Genomic DNA, 19,707 nt, shown 5'->3' on the forward strand with positions numbered 1-19,707 from the left:
TATGTGTCGGGTTTAACGTTTTTTCTTCGGATTCCCGCCTGGCTTCGCGGCTTTGGCCATCTGCATGAGCTGGTTGATTTCATCCGCTGTTAGATGGCGGTACAAGCCACGTTTTAAATTTTGCAGGAGCAGATCCCCGTAAGAGATCCGTTTCAAGCGCAATACCGGATGGGAAATGGCCTCAAACATCCTTCTCACCTGACGGTTACGGCCTTCGTGAATGGTGATGGATATAACGGATTGCTTATTATCAGGATCAACATCCTTGTATTCCACTTCGGCTGGCGATGTCATGCCGTCCTCCAGCATAATCCCCTGGCGCAGCTTGTCCAGCTCAGTGCCATGAGGCACCCCTTTCACAGTAGCCAAATAGGTTTTTGGCACGTGATATTTGGGGTGGCTGAGCAGATTGGCAAATTCGCCGTCATTGGTCAGCAGCAGAAGTCCTTCTGTATCGTAATCCAATCGTCCAATCGGATAGACGCGCTCTTTTATGCCCTTCAGATAATCCGATACAATTTTTCGACCTTCGGGATCAGAAGCACTCGTAATGACTCCCTTCGGTTTATTCAGCATGACATATACCTTTTTCTCATGCTTGATCGGTTTGCCAGAAACCGTGATCATATCCTGGGCTGGATCGGCCTTCGTGCCGAGTTCGGTAACGGTCTCTCCGTTCACCTGCACCTTGCCTTCAAGAATCAATTCCTCGCACTTGCGGCGGGAAGCGACTCCGGCCTGTGCCATAATTTTCTGTAATCTCTCCATGTTCGTTAGGTCACCTCATCCCTAATGATAACCATCGACAGGATAAATCACAAGCGCGTTCCATGGAAAATGTGCTCCAGGGCAGGAGTCGGAGTGTGGAAATAAGTATAGCGGAGAAATATCATGAAGCCTGGATAGCTCCAAAATGATTTTGCTGGCGGTAAAAAGCTGGGTTTTCTGATCCAAATTCATGGACTCGTAACCGAGATTGAAGTCTCCTTCCAGGCAGATGTGTATGTGACCCCGCCGCATCAGCACAGACGAGGAAGAAACCGCCCCATCCGGGTGGATCTTGAAATCCCAATTCGGCGGCTCCTGCTCGCATACGGTATGATGAATAACAAAACCCTCGAATTCCACTTGCGCCACCCCCACTACAATTCGTAATTGCAGCAGTATATGACACCGTGAAACCAAGGGTATAGGCATACGTCCTGTTACATCGAAAAACATCCCGTCTTGTTGCATACCTTATCATACCATCGCACACTCCATAGGATATAGGGCTAACCAAAAACCAGCAAACAAACGGCGATTGCGGCAATAAACCCAACCAAATCGGAGAACAGCCCCACCTTCAGCGCATAACGTCCGTTGCGAATACCAACTGCGCCAAAATAAACGGTCAGCACATACAAGGTTGTATCCGTGCTCCCCTGTATAGTCGAAGCGATCCGGCCAATCATGGAATCCGGGCCGTATGCCCTGATCAGTTCCGTGGTGTAGGCAAGTGAACCGGTGCCTGTCAGGGGACGGAGTATGCCTAGCGGCAGTATCTCGCTTGGCACTCCCAATGAATGAAGAAAAGGGCCCGTCCAGCCCACAAAAAACTCCAGCGCGCCGGAAGATCGGAAAACACTGATTGCCACCATCATGCCGACCAAATGCGGAATGATCCCAATCGCCGTGGAGAAACCGTCTTTGGCTCCATCCACAAACGATTCATATACAGGAACTTTACGTGTATAAGCGTACAGAGGAATGAAGGCGATAATGACGGGAATGGACCATGCGGATACGAGGTTAATCCAAGACAGCAAAGTTCATCACCCCTTTACGTCCGGGCCCAGGCTTGTACCGATTCCCGGCGCCTTCTGGCGACGAATCGTGCGTCTGCGGTACCACCTGTCAGCCATAATTGCTGCCGCAGTAGCAACGGCTGTAGCCAATAACGTGGTGCCTACAATCTCTGAAGGATTGGCCGATTCATAATTCAGCCTGATCGCGATCAGCGTGGTGGGTATGAGCGTAATGCTTGCTGTATTTAATGCAAGCAGCGTACACATTGCTGGAGAAGCCGTCTCCTTGTCCGGATTCAGCTTCTGAAGCTCTTGCATCGCTTTAATTCCCATCGGAGTTGCCGCATTGCCCAGACCGAACAAATTAGCGCTCATATTTGACAGTATATAACCCATCGCGGGATGATTCTTGGGCACATCCGGGAACAGAAAGCGAACAACTGGCCCCAGCAGCTTGGCAACCTTTTTCAGCAGGCCCGAATCTTCTGCCAGCCGCATCATGCCAAGCCAGAACACCAGTATGCTGATCAGACCGAAGGAGACTGTCACCCCTGTTTGAGCTCCGTCAAATGCGGCTTTTGTGACGCTGTCAATGTTCCCGTTAATAGCCGCAAAACCAAACCCGACCAGTATCATCCCCATCCAAATCAAATTAATCATCTCTTCGCCCCCAGTTCGATGCCTCGCTGCATGAGAGTGTAAACAACTCTTCAGCGAAGACTAGTTATGATTGGCCCTGAACAGATGCCTGATCACTTCTCCGGCCGACTGCCATAATGACAACGAACCCAGCGGTCCGGATGTGCTTCTGGACTTCTGCATGACGTCCGGGGTTTCAGGAAGCCTGCTTCCTTCTTCGTAAACAGGAACTTTACCTATGCTGACGTTATCCAGCAGCAGTTCAATATGGCCGCGAAGTCCGAACGAAACATCCGGCGCAGTCGCTTTATGCAGAACGAGTCTCTTCACCAGGCGACTCTCCTCATCATGCGCAAACGCATAGGTGAAGGAACTTCCCGTGACAAGGGTGTATCCCTGGATTTTCTGCCCTTTTTCGGTAACCTTCTTTAGAGGAAAATGGGCAAATCCGTAATCCAGCATGTTGGAATGATCGTTCCAGTCATTACCATCGTTCAGCGTTACGGCTGCAATCTGCTGGCCATTCCGGGTGGCGGAGCTCACCAGGCAGCGGAATGCTTTTTTAGTGTAGCCAGTTTTAACCCCGTCGGCCCCTTCATAGAAACGAAGCATTTTGTTCTTATTGTCCCACTTGTAGTCCCATGACTCGTTTGGATTAGGCGCTTTTTTGGTTGGTGTTTTGACAATTTCACTAAAAACAGGGTTCTTGAGTGCGTAAGCCGTCAGTTTGGCCATATCATTAGCCGAAGAGTAATGCTCGTCATGATCCAGTCCATGCGGGTTCATGAAATGCGAGTTCGTCATGCCAAGCTGGGCTGCCTTTTCGTTCATCAGCATCACAAAGCCTTCCTCTGTACCGCCGACATGCTCGGCAATGGCTGTAGCGGCATCGTTACCCGAACGAAGCATGAGGCCGAACAGTAAATTCTCAAGGGTCATCTCCTCGCCCAGCTTCAAAAAGATAGAGGAGCCTTCCTTGGCAAAAGCATTTTTGGAGATCTTGACACGGTCGTCCAGCTTGCCATGTTCAATCGCCACAATGGCTGTCATAATCTTTGTCAGGCTGGCGATTCTTAAGCGCTCATCACCGTTCTTGCTGTAAAGCATCCTCCCGGAAGTCACATCGATCAGCGCTGCGGCCTGAGCATGGTTCGCTGGCCCTTTCTCATGATCTGCATACACCACGGGCGTAATCGTAACCAGCAAGCAGCATACAGCGATTAACATGGATAACAAGGACTTGCCTTTTTTCCATTTCATTTTCATCATCTTATCCTCCGGTGTTCAGAAATCTTGTACAAGTATATGTCGCCTTCGCTTAAGGTATGTCCAATTCATCAGAGAAACGTCTACAGACAGATTTATACAGTTGCCATGGGGCGTTATTTAGAGGAGGTTTTCCTGGGACGCATCATCTTAACGGCAAAAATCCCTTCCGTTAGGAACGGAAGGGATATGCTTGCTCCAATCAGTACGCAGGCGGTGGTGTTGTGCCAGTGCTGTTGCCTGTTTGAAACATCGACTGAATTTGCTCAAGCAAATACGGGGTCGAATCAATGATCCGTTCGAACAGATGGGTCTGGTTATCCAGCGGCACGATGTGCACGCCTTCGTTTCCTACGACTAGAAAAGCAATCGGTCTGATGGATACGCCACCGCCGCTGCCTCCGCCAAAAGGATGGGAAATATGGTCGCTATGCGTCCCGTCTGTGGAATGATGGTGTGTGCCACCGGCTTCAACATTGTAGTCGCTGCCGCCAGCTGCAAAACCAAAGGCCACTTTACTGATGGGCAAGATTACGCTGCCGTCAGGTGTATTAACGGGGTCGCCAACGATCGTATTTACGTCCACCATTCCCTTGATGTTCTCCATTGCCGTTTGCATCAAGCCTTGAATAGGGTGTTCTGCCATGATCTAACTCCTCCTTTCACCTTTAACACGCGAACTATAAGTACCAGTCCAGCATACATAGCTTTTCCGCAGGAGATTTTCGCTATACAGTATAGTTCAGTGGAAATTTGCGGCGGGCCATTAAATATCGGCACTACATCGATTTGAGGCATGTCCTTCATGTTTAAACGGTGGGACATCCATCCAAGAAGCGTATGCTTCACCCCATGCAGCATCCCGGTTGCAACGGCCGTATCTGCCGCATGTTCCAAGGCAATCCGCGTCGACCATCGGACATCCATGAGATGAACCGCCGCCATCGTCTGCTTAACCCATTTTTTAAGACCTTTCGTCGATAATAATGCCCGCACATAATCCCTGTATCGAATGGTTCTGCTTGAAGAAATCTTCTCCTTGTTAGAACCTAACGGGATCCCCTGTTCTCCGGGAACGGTCTCCTTTTTATATTCAATGCCACCGTTGGCCAGATGAAAGGGGACTTCATATTTGCGCGTAATCAAACCGAAGATCATCTTAAGTTCCGCTAACGCTTTATATTCATCTTTTCTTAGAACCACATCCAGCTTAATCGTTATCTTGGAACTCAGCACAACGATCAGCAATACGATGAGGAGGACAACCAGACCGACCGCCAGAAAGATCCAAACCCTCACAAAGTAACCCCCAAAACGAACTTAGTAAAATGTAATCCGCTTGGCTTAGTATGGCAAAATCTCCTCAAAATGATGCGAAAATTATCCCAGGTTCCCGATTTCATGTACTTTCAATCAAAAAAAATCCCGGACGGTGAATTCACCACGCCCAGGATCAGCTCTTACTTAAGGCTTATAATATTGAATAATGGCTAGCTTTCCTCCACATCATCAAATGTAAGCTGACGACCATCAAGCTTATCAAACAGCAGCTGCGTTTCCTCTTCCAGATTATCGGTATCCTCAAACTGCGACGGCTCCGGCAAATCCTTGATATTGGCAAGTCCGAAATATTCGAGGAACGATTTGGTTGTACCATACAGAATGGGTCTGCCAATCGCCTCCGCTCGCCCGACTTCCTCGATCAAACCTTTACTGACAAGGGTGTGAATTGCCCGCTCGGACTTAACGCCGCGAATATCTTCAATCTCTACGCGCGTAATCGGCTGCCGATAGGCAACGATGGAGAGTGTTTCCAGCGCTGCTTGAGACAGTGAAGACCGTGAAGGCGAATAGGCCAGGCGTTCAAAATACGGCGCATGCTCAGACAATGTAGCCATTTTGTAGCTTCCCGCGATTTGAACAATCTGAATTCCGCGCTCCTGACGCTCCCACTCCTCCTTCATATCCTCAAGCGCTTCGCCAACCAGGCCATCCGACTGCTCGGTGATCTCAGCAATTTGCCTTACCGACAAGCCCTCTTCCCCCGATAGGAACAGAAGCCCCTCAATAATCGATTTCAGCTTCGGATAATCCATCAACACGTTCTTCCCCTCTCCACTCCATGACAATATCTTCAAACAACTTCTCTTGATAGCACAATATCTGTTTCATTTTCATCAATTCCAAAATGGCCAGGAAAGTCACTACGATTTCATGCCGTTCCATCTCTTCGTGAAGCAGCTTGGAGAACAGCACACGTCCTCCCGGTCCCACTTGCTCCAGGGCATCCATGACTTGACGAATCCGATCCTTTACCGATATTTCATCCCGCTGAATACGGGCATACGATGTACGTTTGACTGCTTTGTTTAACGCTTTTTGAAAAGCACTGATCAAATCTGAAATGTGCAGCCCCAGCACCGGGTTCTCTTCCACCTCAGGCATAAAAGGAGTGAGGTCTTCCGCTTCCTTGGAGTAGATCAGACTCCGCTCCCATTCCTTCTCATGAAGATGGCGGGCAATGCCTTTGTATTTGCGATATTCAATCAGCTTCTGAATAAGCTCCGCTCTCGGATCCATGTCGTCCTCATCATAAAAATCGAACTCGTCCATTTCGATAACCGGGGGCTTCGGAAGCAGCAGCTTGCTCTTTATAGACAGCAGCGTTGCAGCCATTACCAGAAATTCGCTTGTAATTTCGAGCTCCAGCTCCTGCATATTGTGCAAATAGGCCATGTATTGTTCGGTAATCTCGCTGACGGGGATATCCTGGATGTCGATTTCCGCTTTATCAATCAAATGCAGCAGCAGATCGAGCGGTCCTTCAAACGTTTCCAGCTTGTATAATACGGTCACTGTGAATCCTCCCGCCAAAAAAATAAAATGCAGTGCTCTGAAAAAGAGCACTACATTAAATAAGCACTATTTTAGGCTTTTCGTCAAGTTTGCCATTTCGATGGCCGCCATGGCTGAATCCCAGCCTTTGTTACCGGCTTTCGTTCCCGCACGCTCCACGGCTTGTTCGATATTCTCTGTCGTTACCACACCGAAAATGGTAGGTACGCCGGTCTTCAGGTTAATGGCCGATACGCCCTTAGCCACTTCGTTGCACACATAATCATAATGGGTAGTGGAGCCGCGGATGACGGTTCCCAGGGTGATTATGGCATCATACTTGCCGCTTTCTGCCATCTTCTGGGCAATGAGCGGGATTTCAAACGCTCCCGGCACCCAGGCCACATCGACTTCATTCTCCTGGGCTCCGTGGCGCTTCAATGCGTCGAGTGCGCCGCTCAGCAGCTTGCTGGTAATAAATTCATTGAAACGACCCACGACAATACCGTATTTCAGACCTTCGGATACTAATTTACCTTCAAATATTGTTGCCATAATGGGATGACTTCCTTTCGGATTGGAGTTTATATAAGGTCTCACTGGTGTTTACAATTGCTCCTTGAAGCCCGTTGCGCTGACGGCTGCTGCTTCCGATCGCTGTTAACTCCTGATTTCAGGATTTATTTTCCAAGGTGGAAATCAGGAGTTAAAGGCGACCGCTAACGCTTCTCCAGCAGCACTCCGTCCTCTTCGCTCGGTCTGTCTAAGAAGCAACCAAAAAACCAGATTGACCTTTTATTTTGTTGGTGATTAGTTGGTGCTCTCGTTCTGCTCGATATCATCGAATTTCAGCATATGACCGAGCTTCGCTTGCTTCGTATGAAGATAACCGGTGTTATCCTCGTTCTCCGGCATCTGGATCGGCACGCGTTCCACGACCTCCAGGCCATAGCCCTCCAAGCCTTTGATTTTGCGTGGATTGTTTGTCAGCAGGCGGATCTGCCTTACGCCCAGATCCTTCAGAATCTGAGCCCCGATGCCGTAATCCCGCAAATCGGCGGCAAAGCCAAGCTTTAGGTTCGCGTCAACCGTGTCCAGACCTTCTTCCTGCAGTTTATAAGCTTTCAGCTTATTGATCAGGCCAATGCCGCGCCCTTCTTGACGCATGTAGAGAAGAACGCCTCTTCCCGCCTCATCGATTTGACGGAGTGCCGCCTCGAATTGAGGACCGCAGTCACAGCGATGGGAGTGAAACACATCACCTGTCAGGCACTCGGAATGCACACGCACCAGGACAGGCTCGCTGCCGTCAATCTCCCCTTTCACCAAGGCAATATGCTCTTTATTATCCACATCGTTGGTATAGGCAACAGCCTGGAACACGCCGAAATCGGTAGGCATCCGTACAGATACCTCTCGCTGGACAAGCTTTTCCTTCTCATTGCGGTAATGAATCAGATCCTTGATGCTGATCAGCTTCAAGTCATGTTTCTTGGCAATCTCCACCAGATCCGGAAGTCGTGCCATTGTACCGTCCTCCTTGATCACCTCACAGATGACCCCGGCAGGATAGGACCCGCTTAATCTGGCAAGATCTACAGCAGCCTCTGTATGGCCGGCCCGGCGAAGGACTCCGCCGTCTTTGGCTATAAGGGGAAACATATGCCCCGGTCTGCGAAAATCAGCCGCGGTTGCGCTTGAATCCATGATGCCCCGAACGGTCACGGACCGTTCATAAGCGGAGATGCCTGTCGTGGTATGCTTATGATCAATAGAAACCGTAAAGGCCGTTCCATGATAGTCCGTGTTCTGGGTAACCATCGGTTTAAGATCAAGCTCCTGTGCCCGGGACTGCGTCATCGGCAGACATACCAGCCCCCGGCCTTCCGTAATCATGAAATTAATGACTTCCGGAGTTGCCTTGTCGGCAAGTGCGATGAAGTCCCCTTCATTCTCACGGTCTTCATCGTCTACTACAATGACAACCTTGCCTTCCTTCAAATCTGATAACGCCTCTTCGATGGTATGAAATGAAAAGCGCTCTTCCATTGCTACTCCTCCTTCTTCTCATGGAGATACCTGTATGAATATCAGCTAGGCAAATCCATGCTCGGCAAGGTAATCCCTGCTGATTCCCGGGTTCGGCCCACGTCTGCTGCCCGCACCCTCCGAGCCGTAATGCAGCAAGTGGTCCACATATTTACCAAGAATGTCGCATTCGATATTAATCGTATCGCCCGCTTTTTTATAGGCCAGCACAGTCTCGGCCAGCGTGTGGGGGATGATGGAAACCGTAAAGGAGGAATCCGTTGTTTTCACAACGGTCAAGCTGATTCCATCCAGTGTAACCGAGCCTTTGGGGATGATGTATTTAAACAAGTCATCTTGCGAAGGTGCAATCTCATAGACCACCGCATTCTGATCAGCCTGCACGCTGCGAATCACGCCGACTCCATCCACATGTCCCTGGACGATGTGGCCCCCGAATCTGCCTCCGGCCGCCATTGCCCGTTCAAGATTCACCTTTCCACCTGGTTGAAGCTCCTTAAGGTTGGTATTTCTATAGGTTTCCGGCATCACGTCAACCGTAAATATCCCTCGATCTATCGTCGTTGCAGTCAAGCATACGCCATTGACCGAAACGCTGTCACCCAGCTTCAAATCCTCCATGATCCGGCTGGCCGAAATGCTCAGCAGCATGGCTTCGCCTTTGCGGCCAATTCGCCTCATCTCACCTATTTCCTCAACCAATCCCGTAAACACAGGCTTCCCTCCTTCCTTCCCGATGTCTTACATCCAGACCGGAATGCCGGTGATGTAAATATTGTCGCCCAGTCTTTTACTTTCAAGCCCTGTCAGCACGATGGCTTGGTTCATTTGCTCATAACCGCTAAACATGAAATTCCCCGGAGCATCGTACCCTCCAATGATTTTTGGGGCAATAAACTGGATAAGCCTATCCACAAGCTTCTGTTCCAGCATGGCGCCGTTCAGTGTGCCGCCTCCTTCAAGCAGAATCGAGGAAATGCCCATCTGGCCGAGCTTCGCTATGGCCGCCTTCAGATCAACGCGCGGACCTTCCCCGCATGGGATCACTTGAATTCCCCGCTCCTCCAGCAATGTCCGCTTGCCTTCATCTGCCTGCTCCGTTGTCAAAATCCATGTGGGCGCCGTTCCGTCCGATACCACATGACTATCAAGCGGCATTCGCAGGCTGGAGTCCACAATGATCCTGACCGGATGCAGCCCTCCAACACTCAGTCTCGTTGTCAGGCTTGGATTGTCCGCAATAACCGTGGACACCCCGACCATAATGCCTTGATGACGATGACGAAGTGTGTGAACTAGCTCCCTGGATTCTTCGCTCGATATCCACTTGCTGTCACCGGTTTTCGATGCAATCTTGCCATCCAACGTGCTTGCTGTCTTCAACGTGACGAACGGCTGACCCGTCGTAATGAATTTAATGAAGGCTTCGTTTAAGCGAAGCGCACGTTCTCTCAAGATCCCTGTCACGACCTCGATTCCGGCTGCCCGCAGCATCTGGATGCCTTTGCCCGCAACGAGCGGATTCGGGTCCTCACACGCCACGACCACCCGCTTGACCCCTTCGGCGATCAACCTTTCGCTGCAAGGAGGTGTCGCTCCGTAGTGGCTGCAAGGCTCCAGCGTCACATACACCGTGCTGCCAGCCGCTTTGGTTCCGGCCATGTTCAAAGCATGAATCTCGGCGTGCGGGGTTCCACGCTCCAGATGGGTTCCCACTCCTGCAAGCGCACCATTCTTCACAATGACACAGCCGACAACCGGGTTGATACCCGTCTGTCCTTGAGCACGTTCGGCCAGGTCCAGTGCAAGTGACATATAGAATTCATCGTTGACGATATCCATGGTACACATGGGCCCCCTCTCACAACCTCCATAAAAAATAAAGTGATCGATGTACATTCCACATTGTTAGACTGCAGTTAGCAGTAATTGGTCTTTCGATATCATAAAAGCCCCTGTTTCAAAGGGGGCATACTCTCTGATATCTAAAAAAGCCCTGCTTCAGATTCAGAAGAATCCGGAACAGGGCTTGATAGAAGTTAAAGGATGACAAGGTAAATAACCGTCATGAACGCAGGTTTTGCCTACAACAAACAACTCAAAGCCATACACAGCGACAACAAATAATCGCCAAAGCCTGCTTTGATTCGCATGTGAAAACCTGCACATAACGCATGTCACGATCTGTGCATAGACACGACTGCACTTGCTGCCGCCAATGTGTCTTTCACTCCTTCTCCCATCCAGACTATACTGTCGGTCCCGGATTTGCACCAGGTCCACCGCATACGGTGTCATTCACACACGTATCCGGGTCACGGACTAAGATGCAGTCATTGGCTAACATTACGTTAAGCCCACTGCATTCATCACCGCCGGTAGGGAATTTCACCCTGCCCCGAAGGATTAAACTTATGAAGTTGTTTTATCTTATGATGAATCTTATCACCACCTTTTAAAAATTGCAAGGAAAAACCACTAACTTTTTTTAAGCACATAACTTTAATATCCATTTCCCATGACCTGCTGTTTTCTTAAATGATGCGCTGGGAGCAGGAGTATCCTGTCGTAAGAGAGAACATAATTGATGGATAAACATGAGGTATTGATCTCTGTTAAAAAGGAGCAAACAACGATGAAAACATCCCTGGACATCATCGTCCGACCTACGGAAATTGACGTCAATGGACATGTAAACAATGCTAAATACCTGGAGTATCTCGAATGGGGCCGAGAAGAATGGTACGAGGCTGGGGACCTCCGGTATGACGTGCTAAAACAACTCGGTGTCCAAACCGTAACCGTCAACATTAATATCAATTATCGCAAGGAGTGCAGTCAAGGCGATCGGTTGACCATCTCGACCGAGCCGAAATCTGTCGGACGGACGAGTTATGTCATGCTGCAGCAGATCCACAACAAGGAAGGTGAACTGTGTGCAGATGCAGAGGTAACCAGTGTAGCCATGGATCCCCATACTCGCAAAAGCAGATCAGTTCCGGAGGAGCTTCGCAGATTATTTCCTTCGTAATCCGCATCCCCGATTTTCTAATTACCATCATCATAAAAACAGGCACACCCTAAGGTGCGCCTGTCCAATCCGGAAGCTAACAATTACGCTTCGTATACTTCTACTTTTTCCATTTTGTCGCGGCCCTTGAATGCATCCACGTACTCCATGCCTTCCACAACTTTACCAAACACAGTATGCTGACCGTCCAGATGCGGCTGCGGCTCGTAGCATACATAGAACTGGCTGCCGCCTGTGTTACGGCCTGCATGCGCCATAGCCAAGCTTCCACGCTCATGTTTGTTAGGGTTAATCTCACAGTTGATGGTATAACCCGGACCGCCGGCACCTGTTCCTTGCGGACAGCCGCCTTGAGCGACAAAGCCAGGGATTACGCGATGAAATACAAGGCCGTTATAAAAACCGGAGTTAGCCAATTTCTCAAAGTTGGCTACCGTGTTCGGCGCCTCGTTCTCAAACAGATCAAGCAATACCTCTTTACCGTTTTCCAGTGTGATCTTCGCTTTTTTTGCCATATGGGTGTATCTCCTTCCGTTATTAGACCGCTTCAGTAGTTTTGTTACACAATGCATTTTATAGTTTACTATGAATTGAGCCTCGAAGCAAAATGAACTTGTCCTCGCGCACCCGCCATGTCGAGCTGAACAGGCACACCAAAGAGCCCTGACCGCAGCCCTGAGGCATTGGCGGGCCCTCTGATGGAATGGCTTTTCATATCTAACTGAGGTGATTATTTAGCTCGTTACGGTTTCTTTTGCCACATTCGCAGGCACGATGTCGTTACTGATGATGTCTGCAAGCGACTCGCGACGTACGACCAGATTGCTCTGGCCATCCTTCACAAATACGACTGCCGGCTTGCGGATCCGGTTGTAGTTGCTTGCCATAGAGTAGTTGTAGGCACCTGTACAGGATACAGCCAGCAAATCACCTGTCTCTACCTTCGGAAGATCCAGATCCCAGATGAGCATATCCCCGCTCTCACAGCATTTGCCAGCGATGGACACGGTTTCTTCAACCTTATCGTTAGCACGGTTGGCAAGCACTGCTTCATATTTCGATTCATACAACGCCGGACGAGGATTGTCCGTCATCCCGCCATCTACGGCAACATATTTGCGTACGCCTGGAATATCCTTGCTTGTGCCCACCGTGTACAGCGTGGTGCCTGCATCGCCAACGATGCTCCGGCCCGGCTCCACCCAAATTTCAGGAAGCTCGGAACCCAGACCAGCAAAGTGAGTTTTCACCGCATCCGTAATCGCTTTTACATACTGGGATACTTGAAGCGGAGTGTCTCCATCCACATAACGGATACCAAACCCGCCGCCAAGATTTACAACCTTGAACACAACGCCCAAGCCTTCTTTTACAGAAAAAGCAAACTCGGCAACACGCTGAACGGCCATCTGGAAGCCTTCCACCTCAAAAATCTGGGAGCCGATGTGGGAATGAATGCCCATCAAGTTAATGTTCCCTTGTGCTTCTGCAAGCTTTACCGCTTCATATGCGGAGCCGTTACCGATATCAAAACCAAACTTGGAGTCGGTTTGACCTGTGGAGATATACTCATGCGTATGAGCCTCAACACCCGGTGTCACGCGAAGCAGAATGTTAACGGTGCGGTTCTTCTCGGCTGCAATGGCCTGCAGCATGTGCAGTTCAATCACGTTATCCACTACAAAACAGCCGATATGTGCATCAAGCGCCATTTCAATCTCTTCCGGCGTCTTATTGTTCCCGTGGAAATGAATCCGTTCCGCAGGAAATCCTGCTTGCAGCGCTGTGTACAGCTCGCCATCGGAAACCACGTCAAGCGACATGCCTTCCTCATCCGCCAAGCGGCACATAGCCATGACGCAAAACGCCTTGCTTGCATACGCGACTTGGAATTTCAACCCGGAAGCATTGAATGCCTCGATATATTCCCGACAGCGGTTGCGCACCGACTGCTCGTCTACAATATATAGTGGTGTTCCATATTGAGCTTTCAAATCGGATGTGTCGCACCCGCCGATTTCCAAATGCCCCTGATCGTTGATCTTACTTGTACCGTGTAAAAACATGCTTACAATTCCTCCGATCCATTGTTTCAAAATAGGATAACCGAATAATTGTTCACAGTATAGCAGACAACGTAAGCGAAGCAAAATGGATTTTTCAACACAACATTTGTGTTATTGTTAATGCTCTCCTCGCGGATTCATGTCAGAGCCCATTTTTGTGTTGTCACGGGTTTTATTGATAGCCGGCCTTCTTCTGGACATCAGCAGCGGTTTCCGGAATAAAATTTCGCCCATTGCTTTTGCACTAAATGGTATGAATGGCCACAGGTAAGAGGAGTTGTAGGAGCGGTGGGTGGTCAGAATCAAGATCAGAAGTGTGGTCCCTATGACAAAGCCCTTTGCTCCAAACAAGGCCGTGGCAATCAGCAGAATCAGTCTGACCATCCGGTTGGCAAGCCCCAGCTCGTAACTCGGGGTCGCATACATCCCGATGGTCGCAACCGCCATATACAGAACGACCTCGTTGACAAACAATCCGGTTTTAACCGCGATATCGCCAACCAAAATGGCAGCGATCAACCCCATCGCCGAGGCCAGCGGCGTCGGCGTATGAACGGCAGCGAGCCGCAGCAGGTCCACACCGAACTCAACGATCAGAAACTGCATAATAATCGGAATTTCCGTATTCTTCTGCGGACCGAGGATGTCCAGTCCGGGTGGCTTCATTTCCGGATGGATCACCAAGAGCATCCACAACGGCAGCAGGAACATGGATGCAAATATACCAATAAAGCGTATCCAGCGGAGATACGTTCCCATAAACGGGGTCTGTCGGTTCTCCTCGGCATGCTGACAGAGATCGAGGAACGTGGTCGGCATAATCATCACACTCGGAGAAGTATCCACCATGACTACGATCCGGCCTTCGAGGAGATGCGAGGACACTACGTCAGGCCGTTCAGAATACCTGACAAGCGGATAGGGGTGCCATCCCTTGTTCACAATCGCTTCCTCCAGCTGCTTATCGCCTAGGGGCAATCCTTCCAAATCCACTTCCTCGATTTTATTGCGAATAGCCTCAACTTGGGTGCGGTCGACTATGTCATCGATGAAGACCAGACTGACGTCCGTTCTCGTCCGCCTTCCCACTTTGATGATCTCCACGTGCAGTCCGGGATCACGAACCCGTCTCCTGACCAGATTCACGTTGGTCACAAGCGTCTCCGTAAACCCGTCCCGGGCGCCTCGAACGACACGTTCGACCGCAGGCTCTTCAAGTCCCCGAACCGGATATTTCCGGGTGTCCAGGATGATGGCGGAATGGGCATCCTCGATGAACAGGGCGCATAGGCCCGAGAGAACCTCGTCAATTACCTTGCTGAGCCTCGTATCCCGTTCCACCTGGACATGAGGAATATATCGGTTCATCATTTCGTTCAGCGCCTGGTTGTTTACGTCCTCAGGCTTCAGGTACGTCAATCGGGTTAATATTTCCGTCACCACCATATCGTTGGTGAACCCGTTCAAGAAGAGAAGCCCTGCATTTCTGCCAGCAAAATTCATTTCGCGGAATATCACATCAAACGAGACTCCGAGGCCGATCACTTCCTTAAGCGTTTCTTTCAGATCGCTCAGCTTCGCGGGAACATCGTCCGTCTGCTGCCAATAGATGACCGATTCCTTGGTGCTGTCAGAGGTTTCGGCTTCCCTCTTCTCCTTCAGCGCCTCTTCATTCAACTTTTTAATCTCCGATGGGGGAACAATCGGAATATCTTTAACCAGATCAACGTTGCCGTCATTATGTGCTGTTTTATCGTCCATAACCTACCTCCTAGCCATAAACTATCATTTGCTGAATACGAACCAGTCGAACAGGGAGCCCGCCACCTTGCCTGCCACCATGGCCATCAGAAGTCCGAACAGATACCCCTTTAACCGGAGCCGCTTGGCCAGGATTGGCAGCACATTCAGAACTTCCGTCAGCGCGGCTGCCAGCATGCCGATAAAAATGCCGCACATCAACCCGATTACGGTACTCACGATCGGACCCAGCGGAACGGACCATCGCCAGAAATCTGCCACCGTTCCAATGAAAGACCCTGCAATCAGCGCACCTTCATACCAATGCACCCGGTTATAGGTTCCGGTCAGCTGAGACAGTCTGGGAATGATGTCCAGCACAATGATGAGCGCGATCACTCCGCCGCCGACTGCAATGCCTCCCGCTACGCCGAGAACACAGGTGAATATAGCCTGGAGAATGGACAAGATCATGGTTTTTCACCCGGTGGTTTAGCCGCGGTGTTCATTTTCCGGTATTCCTCGGCAACCACGAATTGGTCCAAATTTTCCTGGTAAAGATACATCTCCACCTCAAGCGGGGTCGGCTCCTCATTCCATTTTTTCTTGAACAAATGATTGAAGAACACCGTCATCCCGAAACCGAGACCCAGGGAATACGCAATTTGAAACAAGTATGGATGCTCGTCTCTTTTCCCTGTCACCATTTCGACGATTCGAATTTGTACCTCGAGCATATTGACGTCCGCATGAAAGTTCATGATGGTTAGTGCGGACCCGAAAAACAACAGCAGCCAGATTAGCGGAAACCAGAGTTTCGATCGTTTGCTGTCAGGTCCTACGAGCTCCACGAGGGTATGATGATTTCCCATCGTTTCAATATGGGCGCCCGGAATCACCTTCTGAATCTTCGGTATGATTTGAATCAGATCCATGACGAGCCGGTTGCCATCGATATCCTTCGGCTGCGTTAGCGGCAGGTCTCTAAGCCTTCTCTCCCATTCGGGTTCACAGACTATGAAGGCAACATCACCTAATTTGACGGTCTGATCTCTCGGTAACCGGATGCGGCTCCGGAGCTGCAGAAACACCGTCGGAGTGGGATTAACCTTCATCCGAAACACTCCTTTACTGCTAAATTACCGTTAGTATGGGAAATCCTCCTCGTTTCTACTCGGATTTACCATACTTTCTTTTTTCGGCCACTTGAAAAACAGCTTCGGAAACGCAAAAAAGCGCCACCCTAAGGGCGGCGCCGAATGGAGCAGGCTTATATAGAAAAAAGGAAGCGCTACTGCGCAATCTCGTTTCGAATGCTCTGCAATATTTTTTTCTCAAGCCGCGATACCTGTACCTGGGATATCCCCAGCCGGCTGGCAACTTCCGACTGTGTCTGATCCCGGTAATACCTCAAATACACAATGAGCCGCTCCCGCTCGGTCAAGCCGCCTATCGCTTCGTTCAAGGCCAGCTTGTCGAACCAGCGTTCCTGCGATTCATCGGCTATCTGATCCATCAGCGTAATGGGATCTCCGTCATTCTCAAATACGGTTTCATGAATCGAGGTCGGTGGTTTATTCGCCTCCTGGGCGAACACCACTTCCTCTGGTGTTACCCCTAACTCTTCGGCAACCTCTTTCACCGTAGGCAGACGATCCAGCTGCTTGGACAGCTCGTCCCGCTTCTTCCTGACTTTGTTCGCCATTTCCTTGAGCGACCGGCTGACCTTCAGGGTCCCGTCGTCTCTCAAGAAACGCTGAATTTCTCCGATAATCATCGGTACGGCATAGGTAGAGAACTTTACGTCATAACTGAGATCGAACTTGTCCACTGACTTCAGGAGACCGATACAGCCGATTTGAAATAGATCATCAGGCTCATACCCCCGGTTCATGAACCGCTGAACGACAGACCAGACAAGACGAATATTACAGTTGACGAGCGTATCCCGGGCGACATTATCCCCGCTTTGGCTAAGTGCAATGAGTCGTTTGACCTCCGCGTCGTCCAAATAAGTCTGCGAAGTTTTCTTCACATCGGCATCCATTTGTCCAACCCCTAATTATATAAAGCTTTCTTAGATTCGATCCTCTTTTTCATTTTGATCGACGTACCGCTGCCTGGTTCGCTGACCACTTCAAATTCGTCCATGAAATTCTCCATGATCGTGAATCCCATGCCGGATCGCTCCAGCTCCGGCTTGGATGTATAAAGCGGCTGCTTGGCCATTTCCAAATCTTCAATGCCTCGACCCGAATCCTCAACGCGCAGCGTGATCATATCCCCGTCAATCGAAGCCTCAATCTTGACAACGCCCACCGGATCGCTGTCATAGCCATGGATGATGCTGTTCGTGACCGCTTCGGAAACCACCGTTTTCAGGTCACTGAGCTCATCCATGTTAGGATCCAACTGGGAGATGAACGCAGCTACGGCGACACGGGCAAAGGATTCGTTTTCCGACTTTGCGGCAAACTGCAGAGTCATAAAATTATGCTGTGCTCTTCCTTCACTCATGACACTACCTCCAAACCCGAGAGTGCCGTACCCTCGTTCTCATATATCGGCATGATTTTGAACAGCCCCGACATTTCAAGCAAGCGGTAAACTTGCGGCTTCACATCGCATACCGCCATCTTTCCACCCTTTTGCTTGATGAATTTATAGCGTCCCAGGATGACCCCGAGACCTGAGCTGTCCATAAAGTCCAATTCCTTTAAGCTCAGCACCAAGTGCTCTGTTTGACGTCTCTGAATGGCTTCTTCCAGCTGCATCCGGACATGATCGGCCGTGTGATGATCCAGTTCCCCGGATAGACGGACGATCAGAATATGCCTGTGATGCTCCATCTCAACCTGCAGATTCATGTTTGCTCACTCTCCTCCCTGACATGAACAAAGATTTCTACATTTGAAAAAGACATTCCTGCATCACGACAAAACTAGAAGAAAACTCCCATTAATCTACATGAAACAACTTGCCGGTTGTCCGTTTGAACAGCTTCCAGAAGCCTGCCTTCTTCACCTCAACCGGAGATGTCAGCTCAAACTCCTTCACCAGTCGGTCCCCCTGATAGACCAAGAGCTTGCCGATGACTTGTCCGGCGGAAACAGGAGCCTTCACATTCTGATCCATCTGAATTTCATGACGGATATCCGGGTCCTTTACGCCCTTCTTCACAAGCACGCTGTAGTCTCTGTCCGCTTGAATGGACAGTTCAGGCACATTCCCTTTCTGAACCTTCACGATGCCCAATACTTCGCCTGGCTTATAGATAGAATGCATCGTGTATTGAGCGAACGCATAGTCAAACATACGGGATACTTCATTATTCCGCGTCTTGGTGTCAGGAGCTCCCATGACAACGGCTACTGCGCGCAGTCCATCCCGTTTGGCCGTTGCGGACAAACAGAATTTAGCCTCTGACGTATATCCGGTTTTCAGGCCGTCTGCACCTGTGTAGAAACGAACCAGCTTATTGGTGTTCACCAGCCAGAACGGCTTTTGCGAATCCTTTCGCAAATAATCCTGGTACGAGCCTGTATATTTGGTGATCTGCTCATATTTCAGCAATTCCCTGCTCATGACCGCGATGTCATGAGCTGAAGTATAGTGATTCTCTGCCGGAAGTCCGTTGCAATTCACAAAATGCGTATCTTTCATTCCCAGCTCAGCCGCTTTATCATTCATCATCTTGACAAAACCTTGTTCGGAACCGGCAAGCTTCTCCGCCATCGCAACAGAAGCGTCATTGCCTGATGCCATGGCAATGCCTTTCAGCATTTCATCAACGGTCATTTCTTCCCCAGGCTCAAGAAAAATCTGCGATCCGCCCATGGAGGCAGCATATTCACTGGTACGTACCTTATCCGTCCACTGCAATCGTCCCGCATCGATGGCCTCCATCGTAAGCAGCATCGTCATAATCTTGGTGATGCTGGCCGGAGGCAGCTTATCATGGCTGTTTTTCTCATAAATAATGGTTCCGGTATCCGCATCCAGCAATATGGCGGAACGAGCACTAGGCGCCAGTTCCTCTTGAGATGACCCTTCGCCGGTTTTACTATTTTCTTCTGCATAACTTGGAACAGCCGTACTGGACAACCCAACAAATAGAACAAGGAATCCAGCGATCAACGCTTTTTTCAATTCCGTCCCCTCCTGACATTCGTAATGGCATCCCGCAAGTATACGGGTCTGCTATTCATTGTCGTCAGGATGAAAACAAATTATTCCAGTATTTTACGGAAAAGTTAGGACTCTATACTTACGGGAGCATAGCAAAAAGGCCGTA

At 49.8% G+C, this 19,707-nt stretch carries 24 protein-coding genes and 1 riboswitch; of the genes, 1 reads left to right on the forward strand and 23 read right to left on the reverse strand.

Annotated features, from left to right (window positions below; all coding sequences use genetic code 11):
* Positions 1-12 precede the first annotated feature (12 nt).
* From B9D94_RS18160 to B9D94_RS31045, 14 genes are all read right to left on the reverse strand, one after another.
* On the reverse strand, positions 13-768 hold the full coding sequence (locus B9D94_RS18160; protein ID WP_006209431.1) for a pseudouridine synthase: 756 nt from the start codon (positions 766-768) through the stop codon (positions 13-15).
* 21 nt (positions 769-789) lie between these two features.
* The gene (locus tag B9D94_RS18165) at positions 790-1,128 is read right to left on the reverse strand and encodes an N-acetylmuramoyl-L-alanine amidase (protein WP_076152390.1); all 339 of its coding nucleotides are present in this window, start codon (positions 1,126-1,128) and stop codon (positions 790-792) included.
* 146 nt (positions 1,129-1,274) lie between these two features.
* Positions 1,275-1,808 (reverse strand): spore maturation protein, encoded by a 534-nt coding sequence (locus tag B9D94_RS18170; RefSeq protein ID WP_006209429.1) that lies wholly within the window; start codon positions 1,806-1,808, stop codon positions 1,275-1,277.
* A 6-nt stretch (positions 1,809-1,814) separates the two neighbouring features.
* Positions 1,815-2,447: a nucleoside recognition domain-containing protein gene (locus B9D94_RS18175; RefSeq protein WP_006209428.1), complete on the reverse strand. Its 633-nt coding sequence runs from the start codon at positions 2,445-2,447 to the stop codon at positions 1,815-1,817.
* Positions 2,448-2,507: 60 nt separating this feature from the next.
* Positions 2,508-3,695: a D-alanyl-D-alanine carboxypeptidase family protein gene (locus B9D94_RS18180; RefSeq protein WP_148247657.1), complete on the reverse strand. Its 1,188-nt coding sequence runs from the start codon at positions 3,693-3,695 to the stop codon at positions 2,508-2,510.
* Positions 3,696-3,894: 199 nt separating this feature from the next.
* Positions 3,895-4,338, reverse strand: a complete 444-nt coding sequence (gene ytfJ / locus B9D94_RS18185; protein ID WP_063479122.1) for a GerW family sporulation protein — start codon at positions 4,336-4,338, stop codon at positions 3,895-3,897.
* On the reverse strand, positions 4,311-4,991 hold the full coding sequence (locus tag B9D94_RS18190; RefSeq protein ID WP_006209425.1) for a DUF2953 domain-containing protein: 681 nt from the start codon (positions 4,989-4,991) through the stop codon (positions 4,311-4,313). The genes ytfJ and B9D94_RS18190 overlap by 28 nt, the downstream gene beginning before the upstream one ends.
* Before the next feature lie 191 nt (positions 4,992-5,182).
* Positions 5,183-5,788 carry an SMC-Scp complex subunit ScpB gene (gene scpB, locus B9D94_RS18195; RefSeq protein WP_006209424.1) on the reverse strand — a complete coding sequence of 202 codons (606 nt, stop codon included), beginning with the start codon at positions 5,786-5,788 and terminating at the stop codon, positions 5,183-5,185.
* Positions 5,757-6,548, reverse strand: a complete 792-nt coding sequence (locus tag B9D94_RS18200) for a segregation and condensation protein A (protein ID WP_006209423.1) — start codon at positions 6,546-6,548, stop codon at positions 5,757-5,759. The genes scpB and B9D94_RS18200 overlap by 32 nt, the downstream gene beginning before the upstream one ends.
* Before the next feature lie 66 nt (positions 6,549-6,614).
* Positions 6,615-7,082, reverse strand: coding sequence for a 6,7-dimethyl-8-ribityllumazine synthase (gene ribE / locus B9D94_RS18205; protein WP_006209422.1), 468 nt, complete (start codon positions 7,080-7,082; stop codon positions 6,615-6,617).
* Between the two features lie 255 nt (positions 7,083-7,337).
* Positions 7,338-8,576: a bifunctional 3,4-dihydroxy-2-butanone-4-phosphate synthase/GTP cyclohydrolase II gene (locus B9D94_RS18210; protein ID WP_006209421.1), complete on the reverse strand. Its 1,239-nt coding sequence runs from the start codon at positions 8,574-8,576 to the stop codon at positions 7,338-7,340.
* Positions 8,577-8,621: 45 nt separating this feature from the next.
* The gene (gene ribE / locus B9D94_RS18215; RefSeq protein ID WP_006209420.1) at positions 8,622-9,290 is read right to left on the reverse strand and encodes a riboflavin synthase; all 669 of its coding nucleotides are present in this window, start codon (positions 9,288-9,290) and stop codon (positions 8,622-8,624) included.
* 27 nt (positions 9,291-9,317) lie between these two features.
* Complete coding sequence (gene ribD, locus B9D94_RS18220) at positions 9,318-10,418, reverse strand: bifunctional diaminohydroxyphosphoribosylaminopyrimidine deaminase/5-amino-6-(5-phosphoribosylamino)uracil reductase RibD (protein ID WP_006209419.1); 1,101 nt, start codon at positions 10,416-10,418, stop codon at positions 9,318-9,320.
* Between the two features lie 385 nt (positions 10,419-10,803).
* A riboswitch (FMN riboswitch) is annotated at positions 10,804-10,986 on the reverse strand.
* Positions 10,946-11,089, reverse strand: a complete 144-nt coding sequence (locus tag B9D94_RS31045; RefSeq protein ID WP_172963966.1) for a hypothetical protein — start codon at positions 11,087-11,089, stop codon at positions 10,946-10,948. (Overlaps the previous riboswitch by 41 nt.)
* Positions 11,090-11,211: 122 nt before the next feature.
* On the opposite strand from B9D94_RS31045, the gene B9D94_RS18225 reads away from it, so the two are divergent.
* On the forward strand, positions 11,212-11,607 hold the full coding sequence (locus B9D94_RS18225; RefSeq protein ID WP_040680533.1) for an acyl-CoA thioesterase: 396 nt from the start codon (positions 11,212-11,214) through the stop codon (positions 11,605-11,607).
* A gap of 83 nt (positions 11,608-11,690) precedes the next feature.
* Here B9D94_RS18225 and B9D94_RS18230 read toward each other — a convergent pair whose 3' ends face one another.
* From B9D94_RS18230 to B9D94_RS18270, 9 genes are all read right to left on the reverse strand, one after another.
* Positions 11,691-12,122 (reverse strand): peptidylprolyl isomerase, encoded by a 432-nt coding sequence (locus B9D94_RS18230; protein ID WP_006209417.1) that lies wholly within the window; start codon positions 12,120-12,122, stop codon positions 11,691-11,693.
* A gap of 219 nt (positions 12,123-12,341) precedes the next feature.
* A complete protein-coding gene (lysA, locus tag B9D94_RS18235; protein WP_148247658.1) occupies positions 12,342-13,673 on the reverse strand; it encodes a diaminopimelate decarboxylase in 1,332 nt (443 codons plus the stop codon).
* A gap of 117 nt (positions 13,674-13,790) precedes the next feature.
* Positions 13,791-15,434, reverse strand: a complete 1,644-nt coding sequence (locus B9D94_RS18240; RefSeq protein WP_006209415.1) for a spore germination protein — start codon at positions 15,432-15,434, stop codon at positions 13,791-13,793.
* A 24-nt stretch (positions 15,435-15,458) separates the two neighbouring features.
* Positions 15,459-15,887, reverse strand: coding sequence for a stage V sporulation protein AB (locus tag B9D94_RS18245; protein ID WP_006209414.1), 429 nt, complete (start codon positions 15,885-15,887; stop codon positions 15,459-15,461).
* Positions 15,884-16,528, reverse strand: a complete 645-nt coding sequence (locus B9D94_RS18250; RefSeq protein ID WP_006209413.1) for a stage V sporulation protein AA — start codon at positions 16,526-16,528, stop codon at positions 15,884-15,886. The genes B9D94_RS18245 and B9D94_RS18250 overlap by 4 nt, the downstream gene beginning before the upstream one ends.
* A 176-nt stretch (positions 16,529-16,704) precedes the next feature.
* Positions 16,705-17,460: an RNA polymerase sporulation sigma factor SigF gene (gene sigF, locus B9D94_RS18255; RefSeq protein WP_006209412.1), complete on the reverse strand. Its 756-nt coding sequence runs from the start codon at positions 17,458-17,460 to the stop codon at positions 16,705-16,707.
* 11 nt (positions 17,461-17,471) lie between these two features.
* A complete protein-coding gene (gene spoIIAB, locus B9D94_RS18260; RefSeq protein WP_006209411.1) occupies positions 17,472-17,930 on the reverse strand; it encodes an anti-sigma F factor in 459 nt (152 codons plus the stop codon).
* Positions 17,927-18,280 carry an anti-sigma F factor antagonist gene (spoIIAA, locus tag B9D94_RS18265; protein WP_006209410.1) on the reverse strand — a complete coding sequence of 118 codons (354 nt, stop codon included), beginning with the start codon at positions 18,278-18,280 and terminating at the stop codon, positions 17,927-17,929. Before spoIIAA ends, spoIIAB begins: the two co-directional genes overlap by 4 nt.
* Positions 18,281-18,371: 91 nt before the next feature.
* Complete coding sequence (locus B9D94_RS18270) at positions 18,372-19,562, reverse strand: D-alanyl-D-alanine carboxypeptidase family protein (protein ID WP_006209409.1); 1,191 nt, start codon at positions 19,560-19,562, stop codon at positions 18,372-18,374.
* Between the last annotated feature and the right edge of the window lie 145 nt (positions 19,563-19,707).

The organism is Paenibacillus sp. Cedars, from assembly GCF_003184205.1.
Classification (GTDB): domain Bacteria; phylum Bacillota; class Bacilli; order Paenibacillales; family Paenibacillaceae; genus Paenibacillus_AQ; species Paenibacillus_AQ glucanolyticus.

Excerpts from the sequence above, each read along its gene's own strand:
- B9D94_RS18160 (WP_006209431.1), bottom strand. The coding sequence starts at position 768 with ATGGAGAGATTACAGAAAATTATGGCACAGGCCGGAGTCGCTTCCCGC.
- B9D94_RS18175 (WP_006209428.1), bottom strand. The coding sequence starts at position 2,447 with ATGATTAATTTGATTTGGATGGGGATGATACTGGTCGGGTTTGGTTTT.
- B9D94_RS18180 (WP_148247657.1), bottom strand. The coding sequence starts at position 3,695 with ATGATGAAAATGAAATGGAAAAAAGGCAAGTCCTTGTTATCCATGTTA.
- ytfJ (WP_063479122.1), bottom strand. The coding sequence starts at position 4,338 with ATGGCAGAACACCCTATTCAAGGCTTGATGCAAACGGCAATGGAGAAC.
- scpB (WP_006209424.1), bottom strand. The coding sequence starts at position 5,788 with ATGGATTATCCGAAGCTGAAATCGATTATTGAGGGGCTTCTGTTCCTA.
- ribE (WP_006209422.1), bottom strand. The coding sequence starts at position 7,082 with ATGGCAACAATATTTGAAGGTAAATTAGTATCCGAAGGTCTGAAATAC.
- B9D94_RS18210 (WP_006209421.1), bottom strand. The coding sequence starts at position 8,576 with ATGGAAGAGCGCTTTTCATTTCATACCATCGAAGAGGCGTTATCAGAT.
- ribD (WP_006209419.1), bottom strand. The coding sequence starts at position 10,418 with ATGGATATCGTCAACGATGAATTCTATATGTCACTTGCACTGGACCTG.
- B9D94_RS31045 (WP_172963966.1), bottom strand. The coding sequence starts at position 11,089 with ATGGATATTAAAGTTATGTGCTTAAAAAAAGTTAGTGGTTTTTCCTTG.
- B9D94_RS18225 (WP_040680533.1), top strand. The coding sequence starts at position 11,212 with ATGAAAACATCCCTGGACATCATCGTCCGACCTACGGAAATTGACGTC.
- B9D94_RS18230 (WP_006209417.1), bottom strand. The coding sequence starts at position 12,122 with ATGGCAAAAAAAGCGAAGATCACACTGGAAAACGGTAAAGAGGTATTG.
- lysA (WP_148247658.1), bottom strand. The coding sequence starts at position 13,673 with ATGTTTTTACACGGTACAAGTAAGATCAACGATCAGGGGCATTTGGAA.
- B9D94_RS18240 (WP_006209415.1), bottom strand. The coding sequence starts at position 15,434 with ATGGACGATAAAACAGCACATAATGACGGCAACGTTGATCTGGTTAAA.
- B9D94_RS18245 (WP_006209414.1), bottom strand. The coding sequence starts at position 15,887 with ATGATCTTGTCCATTCTCCAGGCTATATTCACCTGTGTTCTCGGCGTA.
- B9D94_RS18250 (WP_006209413.1), bottom strand. The coding sequence starts at position 16,528 with ATGAAGGTTAATCCCACTCCGACGGTGTTTCTGCAGCTCCGGAGCCGC.
- sigF (WP_006209412.1), bottom strand. The coding sequence starts at position 17,460 with ATGGATGCCGATGTGAAGAAAACTTCGCAGACTTATTTGGACGACGCG.
- spoIIAB (WP_006209411.1), bottom strand. The coding sequence starts at position 17,930 with ATGAGTGAAGGAAGAGCACAGCATAATTTTATGACTCTGCAGTTTGCC.
- spoIIAA (WP_006209410.1), bottom strand. The coding sequence starts at position 18,280 with ATGAATCTGCAGGTTGAGATGGAGCATCACAGGCATATTCTGATCGTC.